Source organism: Halomonas sp. ND22Bw, assembly GCF_003011945.1.
GTDB classification, from domain to species: domain Bacteria; phylum Pseudomonadota; class Gammaproteobacteria; order Pseudomonadales; family Halomonadaceae; genus Halomonas; species Halomonas halophila.
Window position 1 is genome coordinate 1 of sequence record NZ_PXWD01000531.1, and the last position, 310, is coordinate 310.

A 310-nucleotide genomic window follows, 5' to 3' on the forward strand; every position below is an offset into this window, starting at 1 on the left:
CCGGCCCTGCTCACGCCCGCCATGCTGGCCTGGTACCAGCGCCACGTGGCCTCGGCCCGGCGCAGCGCCCTCGCGGAGGTGCGCCGGGCCTTCGCGCAGGACCCGATGGCCTCGGGCAACCCCGGCTTCCTGCTGGAGGCCGAGCTCGACCGGGTCGAGCAGACGAAGCAGGGCCACCTGCGCACGGAGCGCGAGATCTTCTACCAGCGCCGCGCCGTCTCCGACCTCACCGCCGAGATCGACCGCCTCCACGCCGCCTACGATCACAAGCGGTCCGAGCACGGACGCGACGCGGGGTCCTGGAACCCGG

General features: G+C 74.2%; 1 protein-coding gene. It reads left to right on the top strand.

The annotated features are described in order from the left end of the window. On the top strand, window positions 1–310 hold a 310-nt coding region (locus CVH10_RS25910; RefSeq protein ID WP_181244518.1), incomplete at both ends, for a hypothetical protein.